The sequence below is a fragment of the Nocardia thraciensis genome, from assembly GCF_054782435.1.
The window spans coordinates 18,383-41,014 of record NZ_BAAGSM010000021.1; the positions used below are offsets into that span (position 1 = coordinate 18,383).

Here is a 22,632-nt window from a genome sequence, read left to right on the forward strand (position 1 = left end):
ACGGCATGAGTGGGCTGACGGCGCAGATTCGCAACGCGGACGGCTGGCCCGTGCCCGCGGCGGTGCTCACGGTGACAAGCCTCGAGGGCCGCCAGCTCGCGCGCGCCGTGGCCGACGAGTCCGGGGCGGCGGCGACGGAGGCGTTGCCGCCGGGGATGCACACCGCGGTCGTCACCGCGCCCGGGCACAAGCCGGTCGCACAGGTCGCCCGGGTCTCGTCGACCGGGACCGGCGCGCTCGGGGAGGTTCGGCTGGAACCGGAGTCGGCCGCGGTCGAGCTGCCCCCGGCGGGGCCGTGGACCATCGATCCGGTGCATTCCACGGTCGTCGCCACCGCGCGGCATCTCGGCATCGCGAGCATCAAGTCCCGGTTCGCCGATGTCGGCGGGCGGCTGGATGTGGCCGAGAACTTCGAACTGACAACGGGTTACGCCGAGATCAAGGCCGCCAGCATCGACACCGGCGTCGGGATGCGCGACGAGCATCTGCGTTCGGCGGAGTTCCTGGACGTCGAGCGGTACCCGATCATCGGATTCACCAGCACGGACCTGCGCCGCACCGGCGTCGAGACCTGGGTGATGGCCGGGGAATTGGAGCTGCACGGGCAGCGCCGCCCGGTAGACCTCACGCTCACCTACGGCGGCTACGGGCCGGATCCGTGGGGCGGCGTGCGGGCGGCCTTCCACGCCGAAACCCTGCTTCGCCGCGATGATTTCGCCATCGACTACAACGCCGTGGTCCGGGCGGGAGTCGCCGCAGTCGGCACCACCGTGAAGATCGATCTCGACATGGAACTGGTGCAGGGGGATCGGCTGCCGCAGATGTAGCCGAGCGGCGGCTGTTTCTCCCGGGAGTCAGCCGCCGACCGACCGATAAGTGCTGGCGCCCATGCAGATTGCGCCGATATCGGCGATGAAGGGGTTGTAGCCCATCGGGCCGTCCTCGTCCGCCGTGCGCGACAGCAGCCAGTCCAGGGAATGGTCCGAGGTCGCGATGAAGCCGTCGAGGCTGGTGGCGGTGTAGTAGATGGTCCGGGCCATGGTCAGCCTCGTTTCTGCAGCCAGATGATCGGGTCGCCCTGGTCGATTTCCGTGGTGTCGTCGGGGATTTCGGACCGCAGCCACTGGCGGGCGAGCAGCCGCCGATGTGCGGAGAATGTGAGGACGTGCGCGATGACGCTGCCGATAACGAAGCTCTCCGGCGGGTCGCACAGCGCGTCGATCAGGGTGTCGCCCCAGCCGCCGCGGCGGTCGATCTCCCGGACGGTGTCCAGCCAGTGCGGGCCGACTTCCTCCAGGCGATGCATCAGGGTCGGAAGATCGTTCGGATGGCGTTGCGGCTCATCGTCTCCGTCGATCGCGGCCAGCCATACCTCCTTGCTCCAGATGAGCAGGTCCAGCACCGTCGCGATGGAATCGTCCGGGCCGTCCCAGTCGAGGGTCGCGTAGTCGCTGCGCCTGCGGCGGTACTGTCCGTCGCTGAGACTCGTTGCCAGCTTCAGCAATTCGCGGGTGTCGTCCAGGTCGTGGTGCAGCAGTAGGGATGTCGGGTCCATATCGTGTCGGCCTTTCGGTTCGCTGGCCACCCACAACGACATCGGCGGATGGAAATGGATGCCGTTCACCGCGGGCAGCCAGCGCTGCTTCTCTTCGGTGCGGGTCGCGCTGGGCGGATGGCCGAACGCGCGGCTGAATGCCCGGCTGAACCCCTCCACCGAGTCGTATCCGGCCGCGAACGCCACATCGGTGACGGAGACGCCGGTGCCCAGTTGCCACGCCGCCCGCTCCAGGAGCACGCGGCGCTTGAGGGCGACCGGTGACTCGCCGGTGCCCCGGGAGAACTGGCGCGAGAAGTGGTAGGGCGAGGCGTAGGCATCCTCGGCCATCGCGCCCAGCGTGGCGTTGTCGTCGTCGAGCACGACGTCGAGGAGTTCGCGGAGGCGGTCACGTCCGGTGGTCACGGATTCAGTGTGGCCCGTGCGGGGCGGGTGCCGCTTGACCGTTCTTGCGCAGTCGACGGCGTGTCTGCGCATGCCGAGCCGGGTTGATCATGCCGCTAAGTAACGGTACATTACTTAGGTCACTTACCGTATGGTCGCGTTGAACGTCCGTTCCGGTCGAATCGGGCTGCGGCCGCGGTTATTTCGCAGCTGCGACAAGGGCGGTCCCATGGTGAGTACGATTCCGATCGCGATCGGGTTGGTCTACCTGTTCATCCTTGTCGGGGGAGGCCTGCGGTCGGTGGAGGCCGGTTGTCAGAACACTCTGATGAACCACATGAAGAATATGTGGCTGTGCGCGGTGATCTCGTATGCCGTTGCGCTGACCGGCTTTTCGATTTTCCTGGCGGTATCGACCAAATCGCCGTGGCCGACGCTCGACGACCTCCGCGCCATGCCGTGGTGGGCGCCCTTCGGTGGATTGATCGGCGGCGCGGCCGTACTCGGCATGATCGCGGTCGCCCGCTACGTGGGTGTGGCGACGTTCAGCGCGCTCGTGATCGTCGGCGAGATGGTGGTCGCGCTGATCATGGACCACTTCGGGCTCATGGGGTTCGAGCAGCACAGTGCCACCGTTCCGCGCTTCATAGCGTGCGGTCTCATCACCGCGGCGATCTACCTGATGTCCGATACCCAGGAGGCACGGTCATGACCACGACGACCCTCGAGCCTCCGCGAAAGCCGCTGTCGCGCAACGCCTTGACCCTCGTGGTCGTCTTCATTCTGGTCGGCGGCGCACTGCGGTCGGTGGAGGCCGGTTGCCAGAACTCGTTGAAGCTCTCCCTGAAGAACGTGTGGCTGTGCGGTGTGATCTCCTACGCGGTGGCCTTCACCGGGTTCCTGGTCTTCATACTGGTGGCGCGCATGGTCACCAAGCAGTGGCCGTGGCCGACGCGGGCCGATGTCCGGGCCTTGCCGTGGTGGGCGCCGTTCGGCGGATTGCTCGGCGGCGCAGCGATTCTCGCGATGATCGCCGTGGCCTCCGACGTCGGCGTGAGCACGTTCAACGCGCTGATCATCGCCGGGCAGATGTTCGCGGCTCTCTTGATCGACCACTTCGGCGTGATGGGTTTCCCGCGCCATCGGGTGACCGGACGGCGGTTGGCCGCATGCGCCATGATCATCGTCGGTATCTACCTGATGGCGAAGTACTGAGCCGTGGTGTCCCCCGCTGTCACGCCCGTCGCCACGAAAACCGTTGTCGCCCAGCGGATGCTGGCGGAGTTCGTCGGCACCGCGATGCTGGTGACCGCCATCGTCGGTTCCGGAATCGCGGCGCAGCGACTGTTCCAGGAGCCGGGCGCGCGGTTGTTCGTGAACTCGGCGGCGACGGCACTCGGGTTGTCCGTGCTGATCATCGTGTTCGGCCCGCACTCGGGTGCGCACCTCAACCCGGTTGTGTCGGTGGTCGATTGGCTCCGGGGCCGGTGGGCGGGCACCGGTCTCTCGGCCACCGAACTGGCGGGCTATCTGAACGCGCAGATCGTCGGAGGAGTCGCGGGCGTCGTGCTGGCCAACGTGATGTTCGGTATGCCACCGGTCCAACAGGCATCCGAGGCCCGCTCGGCCGCAGGGTTCTTCATCGGTGAGATGGTAGCGACGGCAGGGTTGATACTGGTGGTATCCGCACCGCCCTGCACCCGTCACATCGGAACCGCCGCCATGGCCACCGGCGCCTACATCGCTGCGGCCCAATGGTTCACCAGCTCAACCTCCTTCGCCAACCCCGCCGTCACCATCGCCCGCTCCCTCTCCGACACCTACACCGGCATAGCCGCAGGATCGGTGCCAGGTTTCATCCTGGCGCAATTCCTCGGCGCGGCAATCGGCCTCGTACTGTCCATGGTTTTCGACCGGTGTAGGTAACCGACCCCGAGACATGGAGCCATGGAAATCGACAGCGACCGGAACTGTTCGCTTGGGTACGTCGAAGGCGAGATCAGCGAGGGGTAATCAGGTTCAACAACTGGGTCGACAGGGCTGAACCGATGGCTATCGTGCTCGTGGAGTTCAGGTGGTGGGGGTTGCGGGCCAGGTCGACCACCACTGCACCGCTTTCGCGTGCGATGGCTACTCCGGCCGCGGTGTCCCACGGTTTGTTGGACAGGCTGATGCATGCGTCGGTGCGGCCGTCGGCTACCCAGACCAGGTCCAGTGCGGCCGAGCCGAACATGCGTACTCGCTCCACATTGGCCGCCAGCGCGGCCGTAATGGCAAGGCGGCGTTTGTTGTTCGATTCGGCACAGGTACCGGTCGCGTAATCGCCGATTGAAACTATTGCGGTGCTCAGCTTTTCGTTTCTGCTGGCATGGATAGGTCGATCGTTACAGAAGGCGTCACTGCCGGCGGCGGCGAAGTACTCGAGGTCGAGGAACGGCGCTGCGATGACCCCGATGACCGGAACACTGTCACGCAGCAACGCGAGTGATACGGCGCAAAGCGGAAGTCCGTGAATGAAATTCGAGGTCCCGTCGATGGGGTCCAACGTCCACACCAGACCGGCCGCAGGATCGTCGGGCTGATCCTCCGACTCCTCACCAAGGAAATCGCAATCAGGCGTCTCCCGCTCCAGAAACCCCCGGATGTGCTCTTCGATCCGCCGATCGAGATCGGTAACAAAGTCGCGATCCGACTTCGCATGCACGACCCCACGCTCAGCCGTGCCAAGCAACCCGCTCCCCTCAGCCACCGCAGCCCGCGCAATAGCAAGCAGTTCGGTGAGAGTGTCCGCCATCCGGTACGCGCCTCCCTTCCGCTCGACCGCTAGATTCCGACTGACCTCGGCAAACGTATCGGAGATACAAGGTCGCCGCGGTGCGGGGGTATCCGTGTGCACGATCCACCACGGGAGCGCAGTCGCGATATCCGGTTTCGCCGACCCGGCGTCGGTGGGGGCGATACCGGCGTACATCTGGGCGAAGACGGTGATCTACTTCGACCCGATCGGCGAGCCGACGGAAGTGGTCGCGAACGCGCATCCGGACTTCGTGGCAGCAGTCCGTACGCGCGGCTGACGGTCGCCGGACCGCGACGAACAACTGTCCGGGAGTCACATGGGCAGGGTTGGCTTCGCGGTTGCGGGAGGGTTCTCGGGGGCGGTAGCGGGACGCGTTCTTGCAAAGTTCTCGCATATGCTTCGAGGTGTTTGGAGCGCGTGCTGGGAGGGTGGTGGCATTGACCGGTGGAGTCGGTCGCACTCTCGACCTGGTGGCTCGGCGGGTGGCGGCGGCCCTGGAACGAGCCGGTACGGCCGCGTCACGCGAGCAACGGGAAACCGCTGCGACCTTGAACTTGACCACCCGGCGACTGCAACGAACCGATGAAACAGCCGGGCGAGACATCGAGCGATCAGCATTGGACGAGGCGCCGCGACGGACCTCCGTGCCGCATCCGATGAGCCGCCGGACGCGGGTCTTCACGCCGAGCGACGAGGAACTGATGATGCGCCGTCGCCAGTTGGTAGCTCCGCCGCCCGGGAGACGCCCCGACCTGCCGGATCCACACATGAAGACGTACGCTGCGTTGGTTGACGGGCGCAAAAAGAAGAAGCAGGTGTGGCTGATGCGGTCCACCGACGGTATGCGAAACGTCTTCAAGCCGTTTTCCGGCGAGTTCCCGGTTCGGATCGGTATTCCCGAAACCCCGGGTGCGCAAGCCATCCGCGAGGTGGCGGCCTTTCGAGTGGATCGGATGCTCGGATTCGGACGGGTCCCAGCGACCGCGATCGTCGACGGGCCGAAGGGGTACACGCGCGGTTCGATCCAGCAGTTCATCGAATCCGGTCCGGGGCGTTCGCTGGTGGGCGCCGACGGAAAAATGAACTACGACAGAACGCAGCAGCAGCAGATGGCCGTGCTCGATTACATCACCGGCAACAGCGACCGGCACGCAGGAAACTATCGGACAGTCGTGGAGGACGGCAAGAACAAGATCGTCGCGATCGACCACGGCACGACCTTCCCGGAGCGACCCGACCCCTGGGGGATCCGGTCCGATTTCGTCAAAGCGCACATGAATACACGGCTGGATCCCGACGTGCTGCGGGCGGTCGAGAAGCTGCATCCCGATCGGCTACGTGGCGCACTGGAAGATCTGGGAATGAGCGACCTTGCGATCAAGGGCGCGGTCGATCGCCTCCAGGAGATACAGGCGAAGAAGATGATCACCGGGGACAAGTGGCCCGGCAACATCAACTGGAGTGAAGAGGTGGCGGGCGGGTTCGGAGACTCTCGGTACAAGCCTTACCAGACCGATCGCTCCCCGGGCGGTCAGGAGGCATGATGAGCCGTACGGCACCGAATCTCGTGACGGTCTACGACCTGGGTTCCTGGGAGCCGCGCCGGGTGGCCGAATTCCGATTGACGGCGCAGGGCAGTATCGAACTCACCGTCCTCGGCTCCGCGGGCTGCCCGATCGCCGAACAGTGGTATCGCCGGGGCGTCGAGGTTCTCGGGGAGGCGCGCTTCGTCACCGTGAACGATGCCGCGGAGTTCATGCGCGCTCTCCTGCAACCGTTTCGGCTGAGCTATTACGAGCTTGTCGACGAGAGCGACCGCGTCGCAGGCGAATACGACCGACATCACAGTTCACCCGGATAAGGTATGGAAACCCTTGCTGTGCAACGCCTTACCTCACCTCGGTAAGCCTGGCATTGCTGGTAGAGCGTCTGGGAAATCGCTAGCGTGGCGGTGTGCAGAGTGATGTGGGCGGCGTGGCGGTGCAGGAACACCCCGAGCCGCACGGGGCCGGGCTGGCCTCGCGGTTGAATTGGTTGCGGGCGGGCGTGTTGGGGGCCAATGACGGGATTGTGTCGGTGGCGGGGATTGTGGTGGGGGTGGCTGCGGCGACGACGAGTTCCTCGGCGATTCTGACGGCGGGTGTGGCGGGGCTGGTGGCGGGGGCGGTGTCGATGGCCTTGGGGGAGTACGTGTCGGTGAGTACGCAGCGGGACAGTGAGCGGGCGGTGTTGGCTGTGGAGCGGCGGGAGTTGGCCGAGATGCCGGAGGAGGAGTTGGCCGAGTTGGCGGCGATCTATGAGGCGAAGGGGTTGTCGGAGGAGACGGCGTGGAAGGTGGCGGTGGAGCTGACCGAGAAGGATGCGTTCACCGCGCATGCGGAGGCCGAATTGGGGATCGACCCGGCGGAGCTGACCAATCCGTGGCACGCGGCGTTCTCGTCGGCGCTGTCGTTCACGCTGGGGGCGTTGCTGCCGCTGTTGGCGATCCTGACGCCGCCGAGTGTGCGCGTGCCGGTGACCGTTGCCGCTGTGCTGGTGGCACTGGCGATTACGGGCGCGGTGGGCGCGAAGCTCGGAGATGCCCCCGTCGTGCGGGCGACATTGCGGGTGCTGCTGGGCGGGGCGCTTGCTATGGCTACCACTTACGCGATCGGGCATTTGGTGGGGATCGCCGTGTAGGCAGGCGGGGCGTTGCGGGGGAATGGATCCCGGCGGAGAGCATGCCGGGATGACGAGGAGGGGCCCGCCGGGGTGACGAGGAGGGTTTCGCTGGGATGACGAGGATGGGCTCGCCGGATGATCAGAGCTGGGGCCGCGCCGGAATGACGGGAATGCTTGGCGTGCGCCGGGTTGACGGGAGCTGGGTTGCGCAGGACGACGGGAACCCTGAGCAGGGGGTCTTGGATGGGGATAGTCGTCCGGTGTCCGGGAATGAGGGGGCTGACCGACCCGTGCCCAGGGTTTAGAGGGCGGGCGCCCGTGGCCCGGGATGGTTGTCCCGGGCCGGGCCGCTCAGCGACGAGATGCGGGTGCCGACCGGGGGTTCAGTGGCTTTCGAGCTGGATGCGCTCGAGGGCCTCTCGAACCTTCAGCTGGCGCTGGGGGTCGGCGACGCGGAACTCGAAGTGCACGGTGTCCTTGGGTGCGCCGATCAGAGCCACGGAATCACCGGCCGTGGGATGGGTAGCGCGGGGTAAAGCAGTCATACGTCAAGTGTGCACCGAACGGCTATTTTCTGGCAATGTGTTCTGCGGCGCTATTTGCGGCTGAGACCGTTTCGAAATGCTCGGAGGGGCAGTGGCTTACGCCGGTACGACGGTTCGACTGGCCCGGAAAGCCGCGCCGGCCAGCTAACTCGAGCGTGTAATTCACCCTCGCGCTACCGCTCCGGAAGTGCGTCCGGGAGCAGGAAAAACGGGCCTCGAGCGGCGGAAATTCCAGGGGCACGGTCGAACCGGACGACGGTTCAGCGAACGGCCCAAGGGCCCCTGCGGATCAAGAGCGGAGGTGGTGAGTCCGGTTGTGAGCGCACACGATTACGCTCACCCCTTGGCGCTCACCAACTCCCGCTTCTTCGCCTCCCGCGCCAGTGCCCGGTCGCGCTGCTCCTCGAACCGCATGCAGTCGCCCTGCAGCTTCTCCAGGAACTCTCCGAGCTCGTTGCGGATCCGGTCGCCGCGGGCGGTGAAGTCATTGCGTTCGAACACATTCCACTTGCGCAACACCGGCATCACCACCTCCTCCAGATGCTGGCGCAGATCGTAGATGCCGTGCTTGGCCATCAGCACGCCGTTGCGCCGCCAGTCGGGCATTCCGGCGCCGGGCATCTGGAAGTGCCGCACGATGCCGCTGATCGCCTCGAGCGCCTGATCCGGCACCAGGTCCAGAGCCGCGCCGCACAGGTTGCGGTAGAAGATCATGTGCAAGTTCTCGTCCAGCGCGATCCGCTGCAGCATGCGGTCGGCGACGGGATCGTTGCAGACGCGGCCGGTATTGCGGTGTGAAACGCGAGTGGCCAACTCCTGGAATGTCACATAGGCGACCGAGTGCAGCAATCCGGTATCCGCCAGGTGTTCGGCGGTGCCGCCCGCCTCACGGACCAGTTTCATCGCGTTGTAGCCGTTGGTCATATGCACCATCCGGGCGTTCTCCAGCGCCACCGGATCCACGCTGCGGGTCACGACCAGATAGTCGCGGATGACGATTCCGTGTCGGTTCTCCTCCGCGGTCCAGCGACCCACCCAGGTGCCCCAGGCGCCGTCCTGTGAGAAGTTCTCGGAGATCTCCCGGTGATACGAGGGCAGATTGTCCTCGGTGAGCAGATTGGTGATCATCGCCGCCCGCGCGACCTCGCTCAACCGCGACTGTCCGGGCTCCCAGTCCAGCCCGCCCATCGCCGCGAAATTCCGGCCGTCGTCCCACGGCACGTAGTCGTGCGGGTGCCAGGACTTGGCCATCGACAGGTGCCGGTCGACGTTCTGCTCGGCGACAGGCTCGAGCTCGAGCAGCAGTTCGAGCTGGGTCAGGTTCCTGGCCACGATGATGCCCTTCCTTCGAAGTGGATCGGTGGGTGAGACGCTGCGGAGAGAAACCGGTACAGTTCAGTAGCGACCGAATTGCTGCGTGTCACGCGGCCGATCCGGTCGGCTTCGCCTCGATAATCTAGACCCGCCTCGTCCGGGCACTCGAGGCAGGAGGGTGCGTCGTATTAAAGAGGATCGAACTCCTGCTGAAGAGATGCACGGTGGCCCGGCCGGTGGGGCGGAAGCGGTTGGTATACCAGCCGTTCCGCGCCGTGCTGTCATTTCCGCTTGTATTCGCCGCAGCGTTGCTCCACCGCCGTGCCCCCGACCGCAGTGTTGTCACCGAAAGTGAGCCGAGAATGACGAGTTCCAGTCGCAGGTATCCCGACGTCGTCGTCACCAGCCTGGCCGCCACCACCTCGATCGCGGGCGATGTCGATTCGACCTGGAAGGGATTACTCAACGGGGAGAGCGGCATCGACGTCCTCGAGGACGAGTTCATCGACCAGTTCGAGCTGCCGGTGCGCATCGGCGGGCATCTGAAGGTCAAGCCGGGGGAAAGTCTCAGCCGCGACGAGACCCGCCGACTGTCCTACGTCGAGCAGATGGCGCTGGTGCTGGGCCGCGAGGCGTGGCGCAACGCCGGGAGCCCTGAGGTCGACCAGGAGCGGCTCGGCGTGTCGATCGGCACGGGGCTCGGCGGCGCGGAAATCCTCATCGACTTCACCAAGAAGATGAACAACGCGGGCTATCGGCGAGTGTCGCCGCTGGCGATGCAGATGATCATGCCGAACGGGGCCGCAGCGGTCGTCGGCGTGGAACTCGGTGCGCAAGCCGGTGTTTCGACGCCGGTGTCGGCGTGTTCGTCCGGGTCGGAGGCGATCGCCAACGCCTGGAAGATGATCGTGATGGGCGACGCCGACATGGTCGTGACCGGTGGCGTCGAGGGATCCATCCAGGCGGTGCCGATCGCCGCGTTCACCATGATGCGCGCGATGAGCACCCGCAACGACGATCCCAAGCGAGCCTCCCGCCCGTTCGACGTCGACCGCGACGGGTTCGTCTTCGGCGAGGCGGGCGCGATGATGGTGATCGAGACCGAGGAGCACGCCAAGGCCCGCGGCGCCACCATCCACGCCCGGCTGATGGGCGCCGGGGTCACCTCCGACGCGTTCCACCTCGTGGCGCCCGATCTGGAGGGCAAGGGCGCGGCGCGGGCCATGGCACGCGCGATAGAGACCGGGGGCTTGTCGAAAAGCGATGTGACACATGTGAATGCGCACGCGACAGCCACGCCGATCGGCGATACCGCCGAGGCGAAGGCGATCAACGCGGCCGTGGGCAATCACGCGTCCGTCTATGCCCCGAAATCCGCGCTGGGGCACTCGATCGGCGCGGTCGGGGCACTCGAGTCGGTGCTCACGGTGCTGTCCATCCGCGACAGCGTCGTGCCGCCGACACTCAACCTGGAAAAGCTCGACCCCGAGGTCGACCTCGACGTCGTCAGCGGTCAGGCCCGCTCGGGCCGCATCGACTACGCGGTGAAGAACTCCTTCGGCTTCGGCGGCCACAACGTGTCGCTGGCTTTCGGACGATACTGAGCTACCGTGGCCGGGGCGCCTGCTAATCTTCGTGCTTCGGTGTCGATCTCTGTGTGTTCGGTGTCATGGCACGGCCTCTGGTTCGTGCGTGAAAAGGATAGGGAATGATCGGCGAGACCTTCGATGACTATCTGGACGAGCAAGGCAACATCAAGATCCTGGGTGACGCGACCCTGATCGATTTCGTCGACAAGCACAGCGCGGCGAACGGGGACGAGCTCGCCTACCGCTATATCGACTACTCGCGCGAGCGCGACGGTGAGTATCACGAACTCACCTGGCGCCAGTTCGGTGTTCGGTTGCGTGCGGTGGCGGCGCGGTTGCAACAGGTGACCCGTCCGCGCGACCGGGTGGCGATCCTGGCACCCCAGGGTCTGGACTACGTGGTGGGCATGTTCGCCGCCGTGTACGCGGGCAATATCGCTGTGCCGCTGTTCGATCCGGACGAACCGGGGCACACCGACCGCCTGCACGCGGTGCTCGGGGACTGCCAGCCCACGGCGATTCTCACGGCGAGTTCGGCGGCGGCCGGTGTGCGGGAGTTCTTCCGCGCGCTCCCGGCGGCGCAGCGGCCGCGCGTGATCGCCGTCGACGCGATCCCCGACAGCGTCGGCGCGGGCTGGAAAGAGCCCGACATCAATATCGACAGCGTGGCGTATCTGCAGTACACGTCCGGGTCCACCCGGACGCCCGCGGGTGTGGAGATCACCCACCGCGCCGTCGGCACCAACCTGCTGCAGATGATCGACGCGCTCGGTATCGAATGGGACACCCGCGGGGTGACCTGGCTGCCGCTGTTCCACGACATGGGGCTGCTGTGCGTGATCCTGCCCGCGATCGGCGGCAAGTTCATCACCATCATGTCGCCGAGTGCGTTCGTGCGCCGCCCGTACCGGTGGATCAAGGAGTTGGCCGCGCACTCCGACGGGGCCGGAACCTACGCCGCCGCACCGAATTTCGCGTTCGAGCACGCGGCGGTGCGCGGGCGGCCGAAGGCGGGGGAGACCCTCGACCTGTCGAACGTGATCGGGCTGATCAACGGCAGCGAGCCGGTGTCGGTGACCTCGATGCAGAAGTTCAACGACGCGTTCACGCCGTACGGCCTGCCGAAGACCGCGATCAAGCCGTGCTACGGGATGGCGGAGGCCACGCTGTTCGTCTCGGCCACGCGGCGCGACGACGAAGCGAAGGTGGTCTACGTCGACCGCGGCGAGCTCAATGCCGGGCGCATGGTCGAGGTGGACGAGAACGCCGAAGGCGCGGTGGCGCAGGTGTCCTGCGGCTATGTGGCGCGCTCGCAGTGGGCGGTGATCGTGGACCCGGAGACCGGCGCGGAGCGGCCCGACGGCGAGGTCGGCGAGATCTGGCTGCACGGGGAGAACATGGGCATCGGGTACTGGGGGCGCGCGGAGGAGACCGAGGCGACCTTCCAGAATCGGCTCACCGCCCGCCAGTCCGTCAGCCATGCCGAAGGCACTGCGCCGGAGGCGAAGTGGATGCGCACCGGTGATTTCGGCGTCTACCACGACGACGAGCTGTACATCACCGGTCGGGTGAAGGATCTGGTGATCGTCGACGGCCGCAACCACTACCCGCAGGATCTGGAGATGTCGGCGCAGGAGTCGTCGACCGCCCTGCGTCCGGGATTCGTCGCGGCGTTCTCGGTGGGCGCCAACGAGATACCGGAGCAGGCGGACGAAGGCGCTTCCGGCGCGGAGCATTTGGTCATCGTGGCCGAAAGGGGCAGCGGCGCGGCGAAGATCGAGCCGGAACCGATCGCGGAAACCGTGCGGGCGGCGATCGCCAAGCGGCACGGCGTCACGGTGCGCGATCTGCTGCTGGTGCCCGCGGGGTCGATTCCGCGCACCTCCAGCGGGAAGATCGCCCGCCGGGCCTGCAAGGCGGCATACCTGGAGGGGACTCTGCGCGGCGGGCGGCGCCAGCAGGCGTTCCCGGACGCGGTCGACGAATAGCGGACGAGCTACAGGGCGCCTGGGCCCACGAGAGGCCGCAGGCGCCTGTCGTCGTTCCGGCGTGGATCCCGGCCAAGAACGTGCCGGGATGACGGTGGAGGCGTGCCGGGATGACAGTGGAGGCGTGCCGGGATGACGGTGGAAGCCGTGCGGGGGCTGTGGCAGGTGTGCCGGGGTGACTGTGGCAGGTGTGCCGGGGTGACTGCGGCAGGCGTGTCGGGTGACTGTGGGAGGCGTGGGCAAGGAATTGTCCTGTGCATGTCCGGCGTGCCGTCGTTCGCGATGGGTTACCGTGGAGCTACGTCGTGGATCGTCTGGTGTACGCGAAGGGCCTTGGCATGGAGCGCACGATCGTCGAAATCATTGCGGTGACGGCACATTCGGAGCCGGTCGGCCCGCTGTCGGTGGAGTTGGCGCACCGGGTCATGCAGGTGCACGCCGGATGCGCCGCCGACTGCTGCCCGAACAAGAAGGCGGCCTACGACATACTGGTAACCGCCGGGCATATCGTTCCCGACAGCTCTCGGAACCGGGCGTACGGGGTGGGCCTGCTGCGGCGCTCGCCGCGCCGCCAGCCCACGAGATAGCCTGCCGTACTTCGCGAGTCGGTCGTTCCGCGCAGCCGAAGACGTCTCGAGCTTCCCCTTGCAGGGCGGTATGCGGTGGACGGCCGGGCGATTCTTCCCGAATATGCCCGCCTCGCTCACGGTGGAGAGTGCTGAACGAGCAGGAGGCGGAGGAGTGGTACGCGCTCGCGAAACCTCAGGGCGAGAGCGAGTAGTGGTCGGATTCCGGCCGAACGCACGCCGGAATGACGGTCGGCGTCGCTCAGGCGCGCCAGAGTTGGTCTCCGGCGCGGGAGACCACGATGTTGGGCACCACGGCACGGGTCGACAGGCGCGAGATGGCGAGTACCAGTTCGGCTATGTCGGCGGTGGGCAGCATGGCCGACGGGTCGAGTTCGCCGTGTTTCCAGGCGCTCATCTCGGTGTCGACGTAACCGGGGGACAGCGCGGTGGCGCTCACGCCGCGAGCCGATTCCTCGAGCGAGACGGTCTCGCACAGCGAGATCAGCGCCGCCTTGGTGGCACCGTAGGCCGCGAGGCCCGGTTCGCCTGCCACCCCCGTAATCGAGGAGATCGCAACGATTTTCGCGCCACGCTGCGGATCGGCGGCGGCGCTGGCGCGCAGCAGCGGCAGCGCCGCCTGGATGAGGGTGAGCGGGGCGCGGAAGTTGACGTCGAGCATGCGCTCGCGGGCCTTGGGCGTCATGTCCGCGACCGGGCTCGCGGTACCGGTGCCCGCGCTGAGCACCAGCAGATCCATTCCGCCGCACCGATCGGCGTGCGCGTCGACCAGAGCGGTGACCTGATCGGGGTCGGCCATGTTCGCCGCCACCGGATGGACCTGCGCGCCGGTCTCGGCCCGCAGCCGCTCGGCGGTCTGCTCGAGGGTCTCGGCGGTGCGGGCGGCGATGGTCACCGCGTAGCCTTCGCCCGCGAGCCTGTGGGCGACCTCGGCGCCTATCCCGCGCGAGCCCCCGGTGATCAAAGCGCTGCGTTTCGTATCAGTCATGTGGTTCCGTTCGGAGGGACACGGAGCAGGATCCGGCGGCCACGGCTCAGAGCCGCTCGATGACGGTGGCGTTGGCCAGCCCGCCCGCCTCGCACATGGTCATCAGGCCGTAGCGACCGCCCGACTGTTCGAGGTGGTTGACCAGCGTGGCGAGGATGCGGGTGCCGGAGGCGCCCAGCGGGTGGCCCAGGGCGATGGCGCCACCGCGCGGGTTCAGCCTGGCCGGGTCGGCGCCGAGTTCGTGCGCCCATACCAGCGGCACCGGCGCGAAGGCCTCGTTCACCTCGTAGGCGTCGATGTCGTCGATCGACAACCCGCCGCGCGCCAATACCTTTCGGGTCGCGGGGATCACGGCGGTGAGCATCAGCAGCGGATCGTCACCGGTCACCGCGAACGCATGGAACCGCGCCCGCGCCCGCAGCCCGAGCTGGTTCGCCTTCGCCTCGCTCATGATCAACACCGCGGAGGCGCCGTCGGTCAGCGGCGACGAATTGCCCGGGGTGATGGACCATTCGATCTCCGGGAAGCGGGCCTCGAACTCGGCGTCGACGAACGCGGGCCGTAGTCCGGCCAGCTTCTCCATCGTGGTCGACGGGCGTACGGTCTCGTCGGCGGTCAATTCCCCCGCTGCCACAAGCTCTTTCGCGAAACCGCCCGCCGCGGCGGTTTCGGCGGCCAGTCGATGCGAGCGAGCGGCGAACTCGTCCAACGTATTTCGATCCAACTTCCAGCGGGCCGAGATGACCTCTGCCGCAATGCCCTGCTGCACAAGGCCATCGGGGTACCGGTGCGCTATCGGCCCTCGATTGGCATCCGCGCCTTGGGCATTGGAGAACATCGGCACCCGGCTCATCGATTCCACGCCGCAGGCGATCGCGATGTCGTAGGCGCCCGCGATCACCCCCTGGGCGGCGAAATGGGCTGCCTGCTGGCTGGATCCGCACTGCCGGTCGACTGTCGTCGCGGGCACCGACTCCGGGAATCCGGCGGCGAGCACCGCGGTGCGGCCGATGTTGAACGCCTGCTCCCCGCTCTGGGTGACGCAGCCGGTGACCACGTCGTCGACCAGCGCCGGGTCCAGATCGTTGCGCGACATCAGCTCGGTCAGCACCCCGGCCAACAGCCTCGCCGGATGCACCTGCGACAGGCCGCCACCGGCCTTGCCCTTGCCGGACGGGGTTCGGACGACGTCGACGACGACTGCCGAGGTCATAGCCACTCCGATCAGGTCGACAATACGAGTTACCCGATTAAGTTAACACGAATTCTCGTTCGATCGAAGGGCGTGGGCCGCGGCCACCTGCGATCATCTCGGCGGAGATGGACTGAAATTCGCACCGAACCCGTACAGGATCGGCAGCACGACGGCGCCGATCGGGCTGAACAGGCCCAGTTCCTCGGGCAGGGCGCCCAGCGAGTAGACCCAGATGACGTAGGCCCCGAGCCCGAACCCGATGGGGAGCCAGCGGTTTCGGTACAGCGCGGCCGGATACTGCTTCAGCAGTAGGGGTATCGTGCCCACGCCGAACGCCGTGAAGATCACCAGCAGCCACACCGTGCGCGCGGGCGTGTGCGCCTCGGTCATGCCCGTGATCGCCGCCGAGGCCGCCAGATAGGGCCCGCTGGTCTCGATCGGGAAGTATTTGAGCAGGCGCTCCCGATAGGAGTCGGAGCGCTGCGCCGGTGACGAACCGGGCGTCCGGGCGTACGGTTGCACCGCCCTGGCCCATTGCCGCTGCGGCGCCACGGGCGGCGCGGCCGGTGTCTCGGCGCTCTCGGCATAGCGATTCGTGACGATTCTCGAAACCAGTGACATGTTCCCCCACACAATCTTTCGTCTTCCGAGACTACTTATATATCGACGACGTGGCCGCCGGTGAAACTTCTCGCCACGCCCTGGGTTTCCGGGGCACCGTCGGCGGCGGCCCTCCTGTCCTGCGCTGTCCGCACGGTCGGCGCATATCGGAGGGCGATATGTGGCAGACTCGGCACGGCACGATGCGGCCGATCCACGACCGTGTGTGGAAGGTGGCGCGGGAGTTGGGAATGCGATGGAGTTGACCACCATCGAGCAGCAGGTGGCCGACGACAGACGGACCGCCACTGCGGAGCGATCGGCCGAGGCCGAGCTGCGGCTGGCGGCCTCGCTGTGCGAGCTGTCCAAGGCCTTTCTGGCCACCAAGGAGCAGGGTGAGGGGCGCGACCGCGCGCCCGCGGCGCTGGAGCCCGCGCAGGAGGCCGTGCTGATCCGGCTGCGCTGGCTGACCCAGGGCCACGTCAGCGCCCAGTTCGCCGGGCAGGTGCAGGAGGCGCTGCGGCTGTTCGAGCAGGCCGCCCGCACCATCGGGCACCGCGAGCTCGCCACCTCCACCATTCGCCAGGCCTGCGACGCGTATCACCGGGTGGCACAGCGCTATCCGATGGCGGCGGGAGTCTGCGCCGACGGGCTGTCCAAATGCGGCGTGTGGCTGTGCCGCTTGGACCCCGAATCGGCGGTGGCCGCGAGTTCGGAGGCGGTGCGCATCCGCGCGGGGCTGTTCGCCACCGAGCCCGACCAGGCGGGGCGCTACCTCGCCAGCCTGAACATGCTGCTGCGCACGCTCATGATCGGCCGCCCGCGCAAGCAGGCGCTGGCCATGTACCGCGAGCGCTACTCGGCCTGGACCACGCAGGCGATGACCACCCGGCTGCGCGAAACCCGCATCGACGACGTCGACTTCACCAGCAAGACCCGGGCCGCGCTGACGAAGCTGGAGTGCCAGACGCTCGAGCGCGCGGGATATCTGACCCAGCAGCAGATCCTCTACCAGACCTCCGGCGACCTGACCACGATCGAGGAGATCAACTGGAAGCTGGGCCTGGTCGGGCTGAAGCCGCTGGCCGCCGGTGCGCTGGCGGATCCGCCCTCCAAGCCGGTGGAGATCGGGAGCGCGTTCGGCGCGCTGAGCGTGCGTTGCGCCGCCCCCGACGCGCTGGCCCAGGTGCGCGCGGCGGTGATCGCGGCCTACGAGGCCGACGGCGCGCGGGCCGTGGACAGCTCCGTCTTCCAGGGCGTGCACGAAACCCACTGGCACATGCCCGATCCCGAGCTGAACCTGGCCGATCGCCTCGGCGACGACGTGGTGCTGGTCGAACGGTCCGGCGGCAGCTGGATTTCGGTGATGAGCAGGCACTGGGAGCTGACGCCGGTCGGTAGACACCCACTGGCGCTTGCTCTTTCGCGGCGCTGGCCCGTGATCGCGGTCAATACCACCGAGAACATGTCCTACGAGCTGTGCTGGTATGCCGACGGCGCCGCTATCCAGTACGCCGCGCTCGGCCGTCCCGTCGGGCAGCCGCCGCTCGAGACCCCGCTGGCGCCACTGGATTTCGCGACGCTCGCGGACTACGGCGCCGACTACGCGTCGGAGACCCAGGTGCGTTCGGCGTTCGGCAACACCCCGATGTTCGCCAAGCTCACCCACCTGCCAGCCAGCGGTATCCGGCAGGCGGGCCAGGCGCGGCCGCTGGTCGACTACGGCGAACAGGTGCTGTTCTTCCAGCGCGGCTGACCGGCGCGCCGAGGGCGTGCGTTAGCGTCGAGCGTATGCGGTTTCACGTGGGGTGTGCGCAGTGGACGCACACGGCCTGGGCGGACCGGCAGCCGAATCCGCGGGAACGGCTGCGGGCCTATGCGGAGTGGTGCAATGCGGTGGAGGGCAACACCACCTTCTACGCCACGCCCGCACCGCACACGGTGCGATCCTGGGCGGCGCAGACGGATCCGAGTTTCCGGTTCGTGGTGAAGCTGCCGAAAACCATTACCCACGAACGCCGCTTGGCGGGCGCCGAGCCGCAGCTGCGCGAATTCCTGTCCGCGATCGAGCCGCTCGGGCCGCGCGCCCACGCGCTGTGGGTGCAACTGCCGCCCTCGTTCGGGCCCCCCGATCTCGGCGCGCTGGCCGGGCTGCTGCGGCAGCTGCCCGACGAGTACCGCTACGCCGTCGAGGTGCGGCACCGGGCGTTCTTCGAGGACGACCGCGCCACGGCACAATTGGAGCACGTGCTGGCCCGCCGGGGCGCCGAGTGGATACCGTTCGACACCGGCACCCTGTTCGCGGCCCGACCGACCAGTCCGGGCGAACGCGAGGCCTGGACCAAGAAGCCGCGCCTGCCGCGGCGGACCCGCGCCCTCACCGAATACCCGATCGTGCGGTACCACGGCCGCGACGACAGCGCCGCCACCGTCGCGGGCTGGCGGCCGTGGCTGGACATCGTCGCCGACTGGCTGCGCGAGGGCCGTTCGCCCACCGTTTTCATCCATACGCCCGACAACGCCGAATCACTGGTGTTGGCTCGTCGGTTCCACGACGAGATCCGTGCGCGGCTGCCGGAGGTCGAACCGCTCCCGGAACCGGCGCCGACCGAGCCGATGACGTTGTTCTGAGAGTTGTATAGTTGGCCTCGGCAACTACTTGTGCGTGCCAAGCACGTCGGCCGGTGTGGGAGAAGGGGATCCCGGGGCCCGTTGCCGAGTTGCCGTGCACCGGATACGTACCCGGCCACATCATGATCGTTCCGCTCCACCGGCTCGACCGCAGTATCGAAACACTCATTGCTCACTGCGAACCGAATTAGGGCTTGAACATGACGACTTCGACCACCCGGGACCCGGCGGTGCGGCCGGACCCGGCGGCGGGTGCGGGCGCGTCACTGTCGCACCGGCAGATACTCACGATCCTCTCCGGCATGCTGCTGGGCATTTTCCTGGCCGCGCTGGATCAGAACATCGTGACCGTGGCGATCGTGCGGATCGCCAACAGTCTGAACGGGTTCGACCAGCAGGCCTGGGCGACGACGGCGTACCTGATCACCGCCACCATCAGCACGCCGCTGTACGGCAAGCTGGCCGACATCTACGGCCGCAAGCCGTTCTATCTCCTCGCGATCGGGTTGTTCGTGATCGGGTCGGCGGCGTGCACCTTCGCCACGTCGATGTATCAGCTGGCGGGGTTCCGGGCCTTCCAGGGGCTGGGCGCGGGCGGGCTGATGTCGTTGGCGTTCACCATCATCGGCGATATCGTGCCGCCCCGTCAGCAGGTGCGCTACCAGGGCTACTTCATGATGGTGTTCGGCATCTCGACGGTGCTCGGCCCGGTGCTCGGCGGATTCTTCTCCGACTACGACCACCTGTGGGGCCTGGAGGGCTGGCGCTGGGTGTTTCTGGTGAACGTGCCGATCGGGGCGGTCGCCCTGCTGGTGGTCGCGAAGGTGCTCAACGTGCCGCACGAGCGGCAGCGCCACCGCATCGACTGGCCGGGCACCATCGCGCTGGCGATCTGCGTGGTGCCGCTACTGATTGTCGCCGAGCAGGGGCGCGGCTGGGGCTGGCAGTCGGATCGCGCGCTACTGTGCTACGGACTCTGCGGCATCGGACTGGTGTTGTTCCTCGTCGTCGAATTCCTGATGAAGGATGCGGCGCTGATCCCGCTGCGACTGTTCCGGAGCTCGACCTTCTCGATCACGATCGTCGGCGGGTTCATCGTGGGCATCGCGATGTTCGGCGCGATCTCGATGGTGCCGCTGTATCTGCAAGTGGTACGCGAATATTCGCCGACCAAGTCGGGGCTGCTGATGCTGCCGCTGGTACTGGGCATCATGGTCGGCTCCTCGATCGCGGGCGCGGTCACCAAGGCCACCGGCCGCTACAAGGTCCTGCCAGTGGTGGGGACGTTCGTCATCGCGGGGGGTTCGGCGCTGTTCGCGCAGGTACGTTTCGACAGTCCGCTGTGGCAGCCGCTGGCCTACAGCGGGGTGATCGGCATCGGCCTCGGCGGGTGCATGCAGACGCTGATCATCGCGGCGCAGGCCGCCGGGCCGCGGTCGGATATGGGGGTGTCCACCGCATCGGCCACGTTCTTCCGGCAGATGGGCGGCACGCTGGGTGTCACGGTATTCCTGACGATCCTGTTCAACCTGCTGCCGAACAAAATCCTCGATGCCTTCGGCGGGCGGCTACCGGCCGGGTTCGACACCGGCGCGATGACCGAACTGCAAAGCAACACAGCGGGTATCGCCGCGCTCCCGCCGGAGCTGAAGGCCCCGATCCTGATCGGCTTCACCGACTCGCTGAGCGGAGTGTTCTACGTCGGTGCGGCGGTCTCGCTGCTGGCCTGCGTGGTGCTGCTGTTCATGAAAGAGATTCCGCTGCGGGACCCTTCGGAGGTGGCCGCAGAGCCGCTCGAGGACGGCGCCTGGGACGAGGCGGAGCTGTGGGAGGGGTCCGCGCGGGCGCTGACCGAGCCGGAACCCGTCCTCGCGGGCGTTGGGCGCCACACTCGGATGGAGTCCGCCCGGGTGTCCGAAACCGTAGGTGGCGGAGCGTATTCGGCGGCGGCCGGGACGGCGGTGCTGCTGTCGGCGGAATACGGTGACGGCGAATCGCATTCGCTGGATGGGCGCGTTCACCGCGAGGATGGCCATCCTGTCGCCGACGCCGCCCTGACGCTGATAGACCAACGCGGGCACCAGGTTTCGCGCGCCACCGGCGGCCCGGACGGCGGCTATCGCATCGACGCACCGAATCCGGGGGCCTACGTGCTCATCGTGTCGGCGACCGGTTACCAGCCCGCGGCGGTGAACGTGACGGTCGGGGAATGGCCGCAGGCGTTGGATATCTCGCTGCTCGGGACCGGAGAGGTGTCGGGTGTGGTGCGGGTGGGCGACCGCGGTGAACCGCTGCACGGCGTCACCGTCACGCTGACCGACGCGCACGGCGAGGTCGTCGGGTCCGCGGTCACCGACGCCGAGGGCGCCTACGCCTGTCACGGAGTGGTGCCGGGTACCTACACGCTGGTTGCCGTCTCCGACCACATGCGTCCCGCCGCAACGACTTTGACCGTTCCCGACAGCGGCCTGCTGCGTCACGACATCGAGCTCGGATCGACCGGCGTGCTGGCCGGTCTGGCGTGGGCCGACGGCCACGCGGTACCGGACGCGCAGGTCCTGGTGCTCGACGACCACGGCAACCCGATCGCCTCCGCCCGCACCGACGCCCACGGCCAGTATGTGGTCACCGATCTGCCGGAAGGGGAGTACACGGTGGTGGCCCGGGGCTACCCTCCGTCGACCAGCCGGGTCGTCGTGGACGGCGGCGAGCTGACGCATGACGTCCGCCTGGGTTACGAGGAGCCGACCGACTGAGGCAGCGGATCAGGTGGCCTCGAACGCCCTTGCCACCACCGGACGAACCTGATCCATTGTGGCGGAGCCAGTTTCGCGCTGCACCGAGGTCATATCCACGGAAGGGAGCCCGCAGGCCACCGCCCAGTGCCAGGGCTCGAGATCACCGTCGACATTGAGGGCGAAGCCGTGGCTGGTGATGCCGCGGCTCTGGCGCATGCCGATGGATACGATCTTGCGGCCGGTCGCGGAAGTCCAGACGCCGGTGAGCAATTCGGAACCGGGCGGGGTGTCGCGGCGCTCGGCGGGGACGCCCAGCACGGCGAGGGCTTCGACCAGGCGGTGCTCGACCTCACGGATGTAGTCGACCACGCCCTCACCGGGCTGCAGCGCGACGATCAGATAGCCGACGAGCTGGCCGGGACCGTGATAGGTGAGCTGCCCGCCGCGGGTGGTCTCGACGACCGGAATGTGGTGCGCGGGATCCGGCAGATGCTCGAGCGGTGTGCGGCGGCCGATGGTGTACACCTGCGGATGACTGAGCAGCCACAGCGTGTCGGGGCGCTCCTCACGGCGCCGCTGCTCGACCATCTCGGCCATCCGCTCCATCGCCTTGTCGTACTCGACGAGCTCGTCCTGGATCAACGTCAGCGGCCTGGACCTCATGATCCGACAATACCCACGCCCGGCCGTGCGGCTCGCTATGCCGCCAGTCGCAGGGTCAGTGCGGCGGCGACCGGGATCAGGTACAGCGCCGGGAACGGCGCGGTCTTGTAGGACTCGGCGCGCAGGGCCGTAATGATGGCGCCGACGAAGTAGAGGATCAGGCCGATGGCGGCGGCGACCCCGATGACCGGGAGGAACAGGCCGACGATCAGACCCAGCGCCCCCGCGCCCTTGGCCAGGCCGAGCGGGGTCCACCACGACCGCGGAACCCCGTACTGCGCCAGTGGTTCGACGACGAAGTCCTTCCTGGTCAGCAGGGAGAAGGAGGAGAAGGCGACCCACAGGGCGACCAGGACGGTGACGATGTAGTAGGCGACGGTCATCGGAATGCCTCTTG

24 protein-coding genes are annotated in these 22,632 nt (G+C 67.3%); 14 read left to right on the plus strand and 10 right to left on the minus strand.

What is annotated here, in order from left to right:
- Nucleotides 1-5 precede the first annotated feature (5 nt).
- The gene (locus tag ACYVLQ_RS12995) at nt 6-827 is read left to right on the plus strand and encodes a YceI family protein (RefSeq protein WP_460697692.1); all 822 of its coding nucleotides are present in this window, start codon (nt 6-8) and stop codon (nt 825-827) included.
- A gap of 27 nt (nt 828-854) precedes the next feature.
- On the opposite strand, the gene ACYVLQ_RS13000 is transcribed toward ACYVLQ_RS12995, so the two are convergent.
- Both ACYVLQ_RS13000 and ACYVLQ_RS13005 read right to left on the minus strand, forming a co-directional pair.
- The gene (locus ACYVLQ_RS13000) at nt 855-1,040 is read right to left on the minus strand and encodes a hypothetical protein (RefSeq protein ID WP_460697693.1); all 186 of its coding nucleotides are present in this window, start codon (nt 1,038-1,040) and stop codon (nt 855-857) included.
- A 2-nt stretch (nt 1,041-1,042) separates the two neighbouring features.
- Nucleotides 1,043-1,960: a helix-turn-helix domain-containing protein gene (locus ACYVLQ_RS13005; protein ID WP_460697694.1), complete on the minus strand. Its 918-nt coding sequence runs from the start codon at nt 1,958-1,960 to the stop codon at nt 1,043-1,045.
- Between the two features lie 208 nt (nt 1,961-2,168).
- On the opposite strand from ACYVLQ_RS13005, the gene ACYVLQ_RS13010 reads away from it, so the two are divergent.
- Genes ACYVLQ_RS13010 through ACYVLQ_RS13020 form a run of 3 tightly spaced genes read left to right on the plus strand, consistent with a single transcriptional unit; the run spans nt 2,169 to nt 3,865 of the window.
- Nucleotides 2,169-2,651: a DMT family transporter gene (locus ACYVLQ_RS13010; RefSeq protein ID WP_460697695.1), complete on the plus strand. Its 483-nt coding sequence runs from the start codon at nt 2,169-2,171 to the stop codon at nt 2,649-2,651.
- Entirely contained in the window at nt 2,648-3,154 is a 507-nt protein-coding gene (locus ACYVLQ_RS13015; RefSeq protein ID WP_460697696.1) for a DMT family transporter, read from the plus strand. The genes ACYVLQ_RS13010 and ACYVLQ_RS13015 overlap by 4 nt, the downstream gene beginning before the upstream one ends.
- A 6-nt stretch (nt 3,155-3,160) precedes the next feature.
- Nucleotides 3,161-3,865: an aquaporin gene (locus ACYVLQ_RS13020; RefSeq protein ID WP_460697697.1), complete on the plus strand. Its 705-nt coding sequence runs from the start codon at nt 3,161-3,163 to the stop codon at nt 3,863-3,865.
- Between the two features lie 73 nt (nt 3,866-3,938).
- On the opposite strand, the gene ACYVLQ_RS13025 is transcribed toward ACYVLQ_RS13020, so the two are convergent.
- Nucleotides 3,939-4,733: an inositol monophosphatase family protein gene (locus ACYVLQ_RS13025; RefSeq protein ID WP_460697698.1), complete on the minus strand. Its 795-nt coding sequence runs from the start codon at nt 4,731-4,733 to the stop codon at nt 3,939-3,941.
- A 94-nt stretch (nt 4,734-4,827) separates the two neighbouring features.
- Between ACYVLQ_RS13025 and ACYVLQ_RS13030 the strand changes: the two genes are divergently transcribed.
- The 4 genes from ACYVLQ_RS13030 (at nt 4,828) to ACYVLQ_RS13045 (ending at nt 7,415) form a co-directional block, all read left to right on the plus strand.
- Nucleotides 4,828-5,013: a hypothetical protein gene (locus ACYVLQ_RS13030; protein ID WP_460697699.1), complete on the plus strand. Its 186-nt coding sequence runs from the start codon at nt 4,828-4,830 to the stop codon at nt 5,011-5,013.
- 205 nt (nt 5,014-5,218) lie between these two features.
- A complete protein-coding gene (locus tag ACYVLQ_RS13035) occupies nt 5,219-6,280 on the plus strand; it encodes a protein kinase family protein (protein WP_460697700.1) in 1,062 nt (353 codons plus the stop codon).
- Nucleotides 6,280-6,597, plus strand: a complete 318-nt coding sequence (locus tag ACYVLQ_RS13040) for a hypothetical protein (protein WP_460697701.1) — start codon at nt 6,280-6,282, stop codon at nt 6,595-6,597. Before ACYVLQ_RS13035 ends, ACYVLQ_RS13040 begins: the two co-directional genes overlap by 1 nt.
- A gap of 92 nt (nt 6,598-6,689) precedes the next feature.
- A complete protein-coding gene (locus ACYVLQ_RS13045) occupies nt 6,690-7,415 on the plus strand; it encodes a VIT1/CCC1 transporter family protein (protein WP_460697702.1) in 726 nt (241 codons plus the stop codon).
- A gap of 365 nt (nt 7,416-7,780) precedes the next feature.
- Here ACYVLQ_RS13045 and ACYVLQ_RS13050 read toward each other — a convergent pair whose 3' ends face one another.
- Together ACYVLQ_RS13050 and ACYVLQ_RS13055 are read right to left on the minus strand one after the other, a co-directional pair.
- Entirely contained in the window at nt 7,781-7,942 is a 162-nt protein-coding gene (locus tag ACYVLQ_RS13050; protein ID WP_157123912.1) for a hypothetical protein, read from the minus strand.
- 336 nt (nt 7,943-8,278) lie between these two features.
- Complete coding sequence (locus tag ACYVLQ_RS13055) at nt 8,279-9,274, minus strand: acyl-ACP desaturase (RefSeq protein WP_460697703.1); 996 nt, start codon at nt 9,272-9,274, stop codon at nt 8,279-8,281.
- A gap of 344 nt (nt 9,275-9,618) precedes the next feature.
- Here ACYVLQ_RS13055 and ACYVLQ_RS13060 point away from each other — a divergent pair, with 344 nt between their 5' ends.
- From ACYVLQ_RS13060 to ACYVLQ_RS13070, 3 genes are all read left to right on the plus strand, one after another.
- Nucleotides 9,619-10,860, plus strand: coding sequence for a KasA/KasB family beta-ketoacyl-ACP synthase (locus ACYVLQ_RS13060; protein ID WP_460697704.1), 1,242 nt, complete (start codon nt 9,619-9,621; stop codon nt 10,858-10,860).
- A gap of 104 nt (nt 10,861-10,964) precedes the next feature.
- Entirely contained in the window at nt 10,965-12,833 is a 1,869-nt protein-coding gene (fadD32, locus tag ACYVLQ_RS13065; RefSeq protein ID WP_460697705.1) for a long-chain-fatty-acid--AMP ligase FadD32, read from the plus strand.
- A gap of 305 nt (nt 12,834-13,138) precedes the next feature.
- On the plus strand, nt 13,139-13,420 hold the full coding sequence (locus ACYVLQ_RS13070) for a hypothetical protein (protein ID WP_460697706.1): 282 nt from the start codon (nt 13,139-13,141) through the stop codon (nt 13,418-13,420).
- A 241-nt stretch (nt 13,421-13,661) separates the two neighbouring features.
- Here the strand turns inward: ACYVLQ_RS13070 and ACYVLQ_RS13075 are convergent, their stop codons facing one another.
- The 3 genes from ACYVLQ_RS13075 to ACYVLQ_RS13085 all read right to left on the minus strand — a co-directional run bounded on the left by ACYVLQ_RS13075 (nt 13,662) and on the right by ACYVLQ_RS13085 (nt 16,224).
- Nucleotides 13,662-14,408, minus strand: a complete 747-nt coding sequence (locus ACYVLQ_RS13075; protein WP_460697707.1) for an SDR family NAD(P)-dependent oxidoreductase — start codon at nt 14,406-14,408, stop codon at nt 13,662-13,664.
- Between the two features lie 46 nt (nt 14,409-14,454).
- Nucleotides 14,455-15,621 carry a thiolase family protein gene (locus ACYVLQ_RS13080; protein ID WP_460697708.1) on the minus strand — a complete coding sequence of 389 codons (1,167 nt, stop codon included), beginning with the start codon at nt 15,619-15,621 and terminating at the stop codon, nt 14,455-14,457.
- Nucleotides 15,622-15,714: 93 nt separating this feature from the next.
- Nucleotides 15,715-16,224 (minus strand): hypothetical protein, encoded by a 510-nt coding sequence (locus tag ACYVLQ_RS13085; RefSeq protein ID WP_460697709.1) that lies wholly within the window; start codon nt 16,222-16,224, stop codon nt 15,715-15,717.
- Between the two features lie 235 nt (nt 16,225-16,459).
- On the opposite strand from ACYVLQ_RS13085, the gene ACYVLQ_RS13090 reads away from it, so the two are divergent.
- The 3 genes from ACYVLQ_RS13090 to ACYVLQ_RS13100 all read left to right on the plus strand — a co-directional run bounded on the left by ACYVLQ_RS13090 (nt 16,460) and on the right by ACYVLQ_RS13100 (nt 21,590).
- Nucleotides 16,460-17,959, plus strand: a complete 1,500-nt coding sequence (locus tag ACYVLQ_RS13090; RefSeq protein WP_460697710.1) for a hypothetical protein — start codon at nt 16,460-16,462, stop codon at nt 17,957-17,959.
- Nucleotides 17,960-17,994: 35 nt separating this feature from the next.
- Complete coding sequence (locus ACYVLQ_RS13095) at nt 17,995-18,834, plus strand: DUF72 domain-containing protein (RefSeq protein ID WP_460697711.1); 840 nt, start codon at nt 17,995-17,997, stop codon at nt 18,832-18,834.
- 200 nt (nt 18,835-19,034) lie between these two features.
- Nucleotides 19,035-21,590, plus strand: coding sequence for an MFS transporter (locus tag ACYVLQ_RS13100; protein WP_460697712.1), 2,556 nt, complete (start codon nt 19,035-19,037; stop codon nt 21,588-21,590).
- Between the two features lie 9 nt (nt 21,591-21,599).
- Here ACYVLQ_RS13100 and lipB read toward each other — a convergent pair whose 3' ends face one another.
- A complete protein-coding gene (gene lipB, locus ACYVLQ_RS13105; protein ID WP_460697713.1) occupies nt 21,600-22,235 on the minus strand; it encodes a lipoyl(octanoyl) transferase LipB in 636 nt (211 codons plus the stop codon).
- Between the two features lie 35 nt (nt 22,236-22,270).
- Nucleotides 22,271-22,618: a DoxX family protein gene (locus tag ACYVLQ_RS13110; protein WP_460697714.1), complete on the minus strand. Its 348-nt coding sequence runs from the start codon at nt 22,616-22,618 to the stop codon at nt 22,271-22,273.
- Nucleotides 22,619-22,632 lie beyond the last annotated feature (14 nt).

Excerpts from the sequence above, each read along its gene's own strand:
- ACYVLQ_RS13095 (WP_460697711.1), top strand. The coding sequence starts at position 17,995 with ATGCGGTTTCACGTGGGGTGTGCGCAGTGGACGCACACGGCCTGGGCG.
- ACYVLQ_RS13100 (WP_460697712.1), top strand. The coding sequence starts at position 19,035 with ATGACGACTTCGACCACCCGGGACCCGGCGGTGCGGCCGGACCCGGCG.
- ACYVLQ_RS13025 (WP_460697698.1), bottom strand. The coding sequence starts at position 4,733 with ATGGCGGACACTCTCACCGAACTGCTTGCTATTGCGCGGGCTGCGGTG.
- ACYVLQ_RS12995 (WP_460697692.1), top strand. The coding sequence starts at position 6 with ATGAGTGGGCTGACGGCGCAGATTCGCAACGCGGACGGCTGGCCCGTG.
- ACYVLQ_RS13015 (WP_460697696.1), top strand. The coding sequence starts at position 2,648 with ATGACCACGACGACCCTCGAGCCTCCGCGAAAGCCGCTGTCGCGCAAC.
- ACYVLQ_RS13110 (WP_460697714.1), bottom strand. The coding sequence starts at position 22,618 with ATGACCGTCGCCTACTACATCGTCACCGTCCTGGTCGCCCTGTGGGTC.
- fadD32 (WP_460697705.1), top strand. The coding sequence starts at position 10,965 with ATGATCGGCGAGACCTTCGATGACTATCTGGACGAGCAAGGCAACATC.
- ACYVLQ_RS13080 (WP_460697708.1), bottom strand. The coding sequence starts at position 15,621 with ATGACCTCGGCAGTCGTCGTCGACGTCGTCCGAACCCCGTCCGGCAAG.
- ACYVLQ_RS13040 (WP_460697701.1), top strand. The coding sequence starts at position 6,280 with ATGAGCCGTACGGCACCGAATCTCGTGACGGTCTACGACCTGGGTTCC.
- ACYVLQ_RS13000 (WP_460697693.1), bottom strand. The coding sequence starts at position 1,040 with ATGGCCCGGACCATCTACTACACCGCCACCAGCCTCGACGGCTTCATC.
- ACYVLQ_RS13050 (WP_157123912.1), bottom strand. The coding sequence starts at position 7,942 with ATGACTGCTTTACCCCGCGCTACCCATCCCACGGCCGGTGATTCCGTG.
- ACYVLQ_RS13060 (WP_460697704.1), top strand. The coding sequence starts at position 9,619 with ATGACGAGTTCCAGTCGCAGGTATCCCGACGTCGTCGTCACCAGCCTG.
- ACYVLQ_RS13010 (WP_460697695.1), top strand. The coding sequence starts at position 2,169 with ATGGTGAGTACGATTCCGATCGCGATCGGGTTGGTCTACCTGTTCATC.
- ACYVLQ_RS13085 (WP_460697709.1), bottom strand. The coding sequence starts at position 16,224 with ATGTCACTGGTTTCGAGAATCGTCACGAATCGCTATGCCGAGAGCGCC.
- ACYVLQ_RS13090 (WP_460697710.1), top strand. The coding sequence starts at position 16,460 with ATGGAGTTGACCACCATCGAGCAGCAGGTGGCCGACGACAGACGGACC.
- ACYVLQ_RS13075 (WP_460697707.1), bottom strand. The coding sequence starts at position 14,408 with ATGACTGATACGAAACGCAGCGCTTTGATCACCGGGGGCTCGCGCGGG.
- lipB (WP_460697713.1), bottom strand. The coding sequence starts at position 22,235 with ATGAGGTCCAGGCCGCTGACGTTGATCCAGGACGAGCTCGTCGAGTAC.